Raw genomic sequence first — 7,189 nt, forward strand, 5'->3', positions numbered from 1 at the left:
AGTGACGCACCATCCAGGGGTCACTTCCCACGGGCACGACCCACGGGTGGTGCCCCCTGGATCTTGGGCGGCGGACCGGTTTACTTCGCGACCGAGACGGCCTCGCGCACGGCCGCGCCGTCGCCCAGGCTCGTGAGGATGTAATCGGCGAGGTCAGAGCGGCGCGTGCTGTAGCCGCGCGGAAGGTTCGCGCCGATCTGCACGCGGTACTCCCCACGCGGGCCGTCGAGCAGGCGCGACGGACGGACGATCGTCCAGTCGAGGCCGGACGCCTGCACGATCTCCTCCATACGCTTCAAATCCGCGAAGTTGTACGCGAGGATCCGCTGAAGAATCGGCTTGGCGACGTAGCGCGTGAGGAGGTCGTCGGCGTCGTCCGTGACCATGCCGCTCGCGCTCACCACGGCGAGCCGCCGCACACCTGCGGCCTTCATCGCCGCGACGATGCTCGCGACGCCAGCCGAGCACACCGTGCTCGGCCGGCGGATCTCTCGGTTGCCGAGCGCTGATACGACGGCGCGGGCGCCAGTGAGCGCGGGCGCGATGCTCGCCGGATCCATGACGTCGGCGCGGACGACGGCGACGCCCGGCACCGGGGCGAGGCGCGCCGGATCACGCACGACGGCGGTCACGTCATGACCCGCCGCGGCCGCCTGCCGGACGACTTCGAGCCCCGTACCGCCGGTCGCCCCGAAAACGGTGATCTTCATGTCTTATCCTCCACTGTTGGTGAGCACTTACTAACTGGATGGTCCGCTACCATGGTGAGTGAGTAATTACTCACCTGTCAATGGAGGCCCACTCAAACTGGAGGCGCCGATGGATACTCGGGGCAAGATGCTCGACGCCGCCGAGCACGTGATGCGCACCAAGGGCCTCGCGAGGGCCACGACCAAGGAGATTGCGCGCGAGTCCGGGTTCTCCGAAGCGGCCCTCTACAAGCACTTCCGCGACAAGACGGACCTCTTCCTCGCGGTGCTGCGCGAGCGGACGCCCGGGCACCTCCCCGCGTTGCTCGCCGAACTCGCCGAGCGTCCAGGTCGCGGCAACCTCCGCGCGAACCTTCTCGAGGTCGCGCAGACCGCGATCGAGTTCTACGGCGAGACGTTTCCGATGGCGGCCTCGATCTTCTCCGAGCCGACTCTCCTCGCGGCGCACAGGAACGCGCTCGTCGAGCGAAGCGCGGGACCGCAGCACGTGCGGGACGCGCTCGCGCAGTATCTCGCCCGGGAGCAGGAGCTCGGGTGGCTCGCGGCGGAGGCAGACCCGACCGCGGCCGCGGCGCTCCTGCTCGGCGCGTGCTTCATGCAGGCCTTCCTCGGGAACTTCACGGACCAGGCCGGTCCAAGCCCCGAGTCTCTCGTCGACGCGCTTCTCGCGCGCGTAGCGTGACTCGCCTTAAGCATTCAGGGGTCAACTCCCGTGGGTCGTTACCCACAGGAGCTGACCCTCCCCACCGGCTCCCAGCCTTCGCAAGCTCAGGCCGGGTCCCTCGCCGGCGTGGGCCCAGAACGGTGGCTACGGCCTAACGGCCCGACGAGGCTTTCACTACGCGCTCCCGCATCGTGCGGAGCTGGTAGCGCGAGACCTCGTGCGCGTTCTCGTCCTCGGCGAAGACGCTCGAGACCATGACGGTGTCGTCGCGGTCCAGGAAGCCGATCTCGCCCAGGCCGCCGAAAAACTCGTTCCAGTTGACGTCGCCGTCGCCGATCCTGAGGTGCTGGTGCACACGCACCGCGTTGCCGGGCGGGTTCGTGATGTACCGCAGGCCGTGCGAGGCGTGGTGGTTCATCGTGTCTGCGACGTGGACCACGCGGAGCCGATCCCCAGCGGCCCGCATGATCTCGAGCGGCTCGTCCTTCATGTGGAATGTGTGCGAGGCGACATAGACCATGCCGACGTTGGGCGAGTTGAGCCCGCGGATGACGCGCAGCGCCGCGAGGCCCTCCTCGACGAAGTCGTCCGGGTGCGGGTCGATCGCCACGTTGACGCCCTCCCGCTCGAAGATCGGCAGGAGCTCCTCCATGGACTTGTAGAAGCACGCCTCCGACTCCTCCGGAAGCTCCGGGCGGCCGGAGAACTCGGTGTTCATCTGGTTCACGCCGAGGTCCACGGTGATCTGGACGGCCCGCTTCCAGTACCGCACGGCGGCCTCGCGCGCCGCCTCGTCCGGACCAGACCACCGCAGCACGGGCAGCACCGACGCAACCTCGACGCCCGCGTCCGCACACGCCTTGCGGAACTGGCGGACCAGCTCGTCGTCGGCCTTGGGGTGCGTGAAGAACGGGATCATGTCCCGGTGCGGCGTGAGCTGGAGGTACTGGTACCCGAGCTCGGCCGCGAGGGCCGGGAACTCGAGGAGCGAGTGGGTGCTGTGGAACGGGGTGGGATCGAGGGCGATCTTCATCGGTCGGCAACCCCCTGCGCCGGCTCAGAAGACCTGTAGAGCTCCGGCTTCTCGCGGAGCTCGACTGCCACCTTCTCGCCGCTCTTCTGCGCCTCGACGCCCGCCTCGCAGCATGCTGCCGTCGCGTAGCCGTCCCACGCCGTGGGCCCGCCGATCTCGCCGCGGAGGGCGGCGTCGACCCAGGCCTGCACCTCGACGTCGTACGCCGTGCCGAAGCGCTCGATGAAGCTCGGCGTGACCACGCCGCCCCACCGGCCGCCGCGCCGCACGTAGGCCCCACCGTCGCCGCCGATGTCGACGATGCCGTCCTCGAACGCCGCCTGAGTCGAGACCTCGTAGCCGAACCGCGCGTTGACGAAGATCTCGACGTCGGCGAGCACGCCAGACTCGGTCTCGATGAGCACGTGCTGCGGGTCGTGCTGCCCGCCCGGCGCCTTCGAGGACGCCTTGCCGAGGCGCACCTGGACCGAGGTGATCTCCTCGCCCGTGAGGTAGCGGATGACGTCGAACTCGTGCACGACCGAGTCGTTGATGAGCATCTCGTTCGTGAAGCCGGGAGGGGTGTCCGGGTTGCGGTGGCGGCAGTGCAGCATGAGCAGCTCGCCGAGCTCACGTGAGCTGATCATGCTGCCGAGCTGGGCGTACTCAGCGTCGAAGCGACGCATGAAGCCCACCTGGACGCGCTTGCGACCCGTCGCGACCTCCGCCTCGACGATCCGCCAGGCCGACTCTGCGTCCGGCGTGAGCGGCTTCTCACACAGGATCGGGATGTCGAGCGGGAGGGCCTCGAGCAGGGCCTGCTCGTGCAGGAACCCGGGCGTGGCGATGAGGACGGCGTTGACGTCGCCCGACTCGTATGCCTCGGCGGGGGTCGCGAACGCGCGCGCGCCCGGGATGCCCGCGACCGCGGCCTGGGCGCGCTCGACGTCGATATCGACGACGGCGGCCACCTCGGCGCCGTGGATGCGCGTGTGCAGGCGCTGGATGTGGTCCGCGCCCATACGGCCGGCGCCGATGACGGCGACGCGCAGGATGTCAGCCATGTTGTGAGCCTTTCAGGAGACGCGTGTGCGGGAGCCGCACGAGAGGAGGTAGTTGCGGGTGCGCTTGGCTATGGGGAGCGGGACGTCGAACGCGACGGGGTACATGTCCTGCTCGACGATGCCGAAGATCGGGCGGTCGAGCGCCTCGACTGCCTCGATGACCTCCCGCAGGTCCGGGAGGCCGGCCGGCGGCTCGGTCATGACGCCTGCGGCGTTCGCGGCCGCGAACGTGAGGTTCTCGGCGCGGACCTTCGCGAGGACATCCGGATCCACCTGCTTGAGGTGCAGGTAGCCGATGCGCTCGGGATACTTGCGGACGAGGTCCACGCTGCTCGCCCCGCCGTACTCGGCGTGGCCCGTGTCGAGGCACAGGTTGAGGAGGTCCGGGTCCGTGTTCTCGAGCAGGCGCACGATGTCCGCCTGCGTGAGGACGTGGGAGTCAGCGTGGGAGTGGAACTGCTGCTTGAGGCCGAACTGCTCGCCGAGGCGGCGGCCCAGCTCGTCGTGGCCCTTGAAGAGGGAGTCCCACTGCTCGGGGGCGAGGACCTCGTTCTCCACGGCCTCGCCCGTGACGTCATCGCGCCACATCGCGGGGATGACGACGATGTGCTCGCCACCCATCGCGGCCGTGAGTTCGGCGACGCGGCGAGCGGGCTCCCACGCCTCCTCCCACTGGTCGCGGCCCCGGTGGAACGCCGTGAACACCGTGCCGGCCGAGACCTGCAGGTCGCGGGACTTGAGCTCGTCCGCGAGGCGCGACGGGTCGGACGGCAAGTAGCCGTACGGGCCCAGCTCGATCCATTTGTAGCCGGCCTCGGCCACCTCATCGAGGAAGCGCTCCCACGGCGTCTGCTTCGGATCGTCGGCGAACCATACCCCCCACGAGTCAGGGGCCGTGCCGATGATCAGCTTATTCTCTGTCATTGCTCAATCCTTAGCCGGTGATTGGGCCCACGCCGCCAGGGTTCCCTGGCCGAGCTTGCGAGGCGAGGGTGGCGGTGGGGACTAGTTGGAGGGGAAGTTGTAGGAGGCGCCGGAGGCGTGGGTGGGCTCGGGCCAGCGCTGGGTGATGACCTTGCCGCGGGTGTAGAAGGAGACGCCTTCTTCGCCGTAGATGTGCTTGTCGCCGAAGAGCGAGGATTTCCAGCCGCCGAAGGAGTGGTACGCGACCGGGACCGGGATCGGGACGTTGATCCCGATCATGCCCACGTGCACGCCGCGGTGGAACTTGCGGGCGTTGGAGCCGGAGGAGGTGAAGATCGCCGTGCCGTTGCCGTACGGGTTCGAGTTGATCAGCTCGATGGCCTCCTCGACCGTCTCGACCCGCACCACGCCCAGGACCGGGCCGAAGATCTCCTCGGTGTACGCGCTCATGCCGGTCCCGACCCTGTCGATCACGGTAGGCCCGAACCAGAAGCCGCCCTCCTTGCCGGGAACGGTGAACTCGCGCCCGTCCACGACCAGGTCCGCCCCGGACTCGGCCGCCGCGGTCACGATGGACCTCATTCGCTCCTTCGACGCGGCGGTGATGACCGGGCCCATCTCCGCGCCGGGGTGGGTGCCCTCGGCGACCTTGACCGCCTCGGCGCGCTCGGCGACCTTGCCCACGAGCGCGTCGGCGACCTCCCCGACCGCGACGGCGACCGAGATCGCCATGCACCGCTCCCCCGCGGAGCCGAACGCGGCCGCGGCGAGGTGGTCCGCGGCGTTGTCCAGGTCAGCGTCCGGGAGGATGATCGCGTGGTTCTTCGCCCCGCCCAGGGCCTGGACGCGCTTGCCGTGCGCCGTGGCCGTCTCGTGGACGTACTTCGCGATCGGGGTCGAGCCCACGAAGGAGATCGCGTCCACATCCGGGTGGGTCAGGAGCCCGTCCACGGTCTCCTTGCCCCCGTGCAGGACCTGGAACACCCCGTCCGGCAGGCCCGCGGCCTTCCACAGCCTGGCCAGCAGCAGCGAGGCCGACGGGTCCCGCTCGCTCGGCTTGAGGATGAACGTGTTCCCGGTCGCGATCGCCACCGGGGCCATCCACAAAGGCACCATGACGGGGAAGTTGAACGGCGTGATCCCGGCCACGACCCCGAGGGGCTGGCGGTAGGAGAACACGTCGATCCCGGTCGAGGCCTGGTCCGAGTACGCGCCCTTGAGCAGCTGCGGGATCCCGCACGCGAACTCCACGACCTCCAGGCCGCGCCCGATCTCGCCCTTCGCGTCCGAGAGGACCTTGCCGTGCTCGGCCGTGATGAGCGCGGCGAGCTCGTCGATGTGCGCCGCGACGAGCTCGCGGAACTTGAACAGCACCCCGGTGCGCTTCGCGAGGGAGATGTCGCCCCAGGTCTCGGCGGCCTTGCGCGCGTTCGCGACGGCGGTCTCCAGGTCCGCAGCGTCCGCGAGCCGCAGCTCCCCGGACTGCTCGCCCGTGGCCGGGTTGAACACCGGCTGGGTCCGCTCGCCGACGCCGTTGGTCTCTTCACCGTTGAGGAAATGCGGAATGGTCTTGACAGTCATGATTGCTCCTTCGCAAGGGAAATTGTGGGCTAGTGGGCGGGCATGCTGGCCCAGAGCGGACGACGGCGGGGCCCACCCGAGCGGCTCAGCCGAGGAGGGGCCGTTGACGGGACTTGTGCTCGACGTAGGTGGCGAATGCCTGCTTCGTGGACTCGAGCTCGGAGGCGCCGGAGACGGGAACGTCCCACCACGACTCGGAGCTCGGGGCGTCGATGAGCGGGTCCGACTCGATGTGGATCACGATCGGTCCCGAGCCCTCCGGCGCGGCCTTGGCCTTGGCGACCGCGGCCTCGAGGTCGGCGATCGCGTCCGGGCCCGGCTCGATCCGGTAGACGGTGACGCCGAGGCTCTCGGCGTTCGTGGCGAGGTCGATCGGGAGCTTCTCGCCGTTGTCGAACGTGTGGTGCTCGCGGTCCAGGGTGCGGTACTTCGTGCCGAAGCGCTGCGAGCCCAGGGACTCGGAGAGCGCCCCGATCGAGGCGTAGCCGTGGTTCTGGATGAGCACGACGATGAGCTTGATGCCCTCCGCGACCGCCGTGACGAGCTCGGTGTGCATCATGAGGTACGAGCCGTCCCCGACCATGACGACGACGTCGCGGCTCGCCTCGCGCTGCGCTGCGCCTTGTTCTGCGCTGACGCGAGAGGTTGCGTCGAGCGCGGCGCGCTTGACGCCCAGGCCGCCGGGGATTTCGTAGCCCATGCAGGAGAACGCGTACTCGACGTGGTAGCCCCATGGGTCGCGCACGCGCCACATCTTGTGCAGGTCGCCCGGGAGCGAGCCGGCGGCGCAGATGACGACGTCGCGCGGGTCCATCGCGCGGTTGACCGCGCCGATGATCGCGTTCTGGGACACGAGCGGGGAGTTGTCCTGGGCGAATGCGGCGTCGACCGTCGCGTCCCAGCGGGCCTTCTCCGAGGCGACCGCGGTCTCGAGGTCCGCGCCCACGCGGTAGCCGCCCAGCGCCGTCGTGAGCTGCACGAGCGCCTTGCGCGCGTCGGCGACGATCGGCAGCGAGGTGCCGTGCTTGTACGCGTCGATCGCGGCGACGTTGATGTTAACGAAGCGCACGTCCGGGTTCTGGAACGCGGTGCGCGAGGCCGTCGTGAAGTCCTCGTAGCGCGTGCCGATGCCGATGACCAGGTCCGCCTCGCGGGCCAGCGCGTTCGCCGCCGTGGTGCCGGTCGAGCCGATCGCGCCGAGCGCCTGCGGGTGGTTCCACGGCAGGACGCCGAC

General features: G+C 69.4%; 7 protein-coding genes. 1 reads left to right on the forward strand and 6 read right to left on the reverse strand.

The window, feature by feature from the left end; genetic code table 11:
- Window positions 1-80 precede the first annotated feature (80 nt).
- Window positions 81-710 (reverse strand): NAD(P)-dependent oxidoreductase, encoded by a 630-nt coding sequence (locus tag ACLN58_RS15135; protein WP_415856084.1) that lies wholly within the window; start codon window positions 708-710, stop codon window positions 81-83.
- Window positions 711-819: 109 nt separating this feature from the next.
- On the opposite strand from ACLN58_RS15135, the gene ACLN58_RS15140 reads away from it, so the two are divergent.
- The gene (locus ACLN58_RS15140; protein ID WP_415856085.1) at window positions 820-1,392 is read left to right on the forward strand and encodes a TetR/AcrR family transcriptional regulator; all 573 of its coding nucleotides are present in this window, start codon (window positions 820-822) and stop codon (window positions 1,390-1,392) included.
- A gap of 133 nt (window positions 1,393-1,525) precedes the next feature.
- Here the strand turns inward: ACLN58_RS15140 and ACLN58_RS15145 are convergent, their stop codons facing one another.
- The 5 genes from ACLN58_RS15145 to ACLN58_RS15165 all read right to left on the reverse strand — a co-directional run.
- Window positions 1,526-2,407, reverse strand: coding sequence for a sugar phosphate isomerase/epimerase family protein (locus ACLN58_RS15145; RefSeq protein WP_415856086.1), 882 nt, complete (start codon window positions 2,405-2,407; stop codon window positions 1,526-1,528).
- Entirely contained in the window at window positions 2,404-3,450 is a 1,047-nt protein-coding gene (locus ACLN58_RS15150) for a Gfo/Idh/MocA family protein (RefSeq protein WP_415856087.1), read from the reverse strand. Before ACLN58_RS15150 ends, ACLN58_RS15145 begins: the two co-directional genes overlap by 4 nt.
- Window positions 3,451-3,462: 12 nt before the next feature.
- Window positions 3,463-4,374, reverse strand: coding sequence for a sugar phosphate isomerase/epimerase family protein (locus tag ACLN58_RS15155; RefSeq protein ID WP_415856088.1), 912 nt, complete (start codon window positions 4,372-4,374; stop codon window positions 3,463-3,465).
- A gap of 81 nt (window positions 4,375-4,455) precedes the next feature.
- Window positions 4,456-5,955, reverse strand: a complete 1,500-nt coding sequence (locus ACLN58_RS15160) for a CoA-acylating methylmalonate-semialdehyde dehydrogenase (protein ID WP_415856089.1) — start codon at window positions 5,953-5,955, stop codon at window positions 4,456-4,458.
- An 85-nt stretch (window positions 5,956-6,040) separates the two neighbouring features.
- Window positions 6,041-7,189, reverse strand: a 1,149-nt coding sequence (locus ACLN58_RS15165; RefSeq protein WP_415856090.1) for a thiamine pyrophosphate-dependent enzyme, incomplete at its 5' end; no start/stop codon positions are given.

The sequence above is a fragment of the Sinomonas sp. G460-2 genome (assembly GCF_047759905.1).
GTDB lineage: Bacteria > Actinomycetota > Actinomycetes > Actinomycetales > Micrococcaceae > Sinomonas.

Coding starts and splice junctions, on each gene's coding strand:
- ACLN58_RS15135 (WP_415856084.1), bottom strand. CDS start 710: ATGAAGATCACCGTTTTCGGGGCGACCGGCGGTACGGGGCTCGAAGTC.
- ACLN58_RS15140 (WP_415856085.1), top strand. CDS start 820: ATGGATACTCGGGGCAAGATGCTCGACGCCGCCGAGCACGTGATGCGC.
- ACLN58_RS15145 (WP_415856086.1), bottom strand. CDS start 2,407: ATGAAGATCGCCCTCGATCCCACCCCGTTCCACAGCACCCACTCGCTC.
- ACLN58_RS15150 (WP_415856087.1), bottom strand. CDS start 3,450: ATGGCTGACATCCTGCGCGTCGCCGTCATCGGCGCCGGCCGTATGGGC.
- ACLN58_RS15155 (WP_415856088.1), bottom strand. CDS start 4,374: ATGACAGAGAATAAGCTGATCATCGGCACGGCCCCTGACTCGTGGGGG.
- ACLN58_RS15160 (WP_415856089.1), bottom strand. CDS start 5,955: ATGACTGTCAAGACCATTCCGCATTTCCTCAACGGTGAAGAGACCAAC.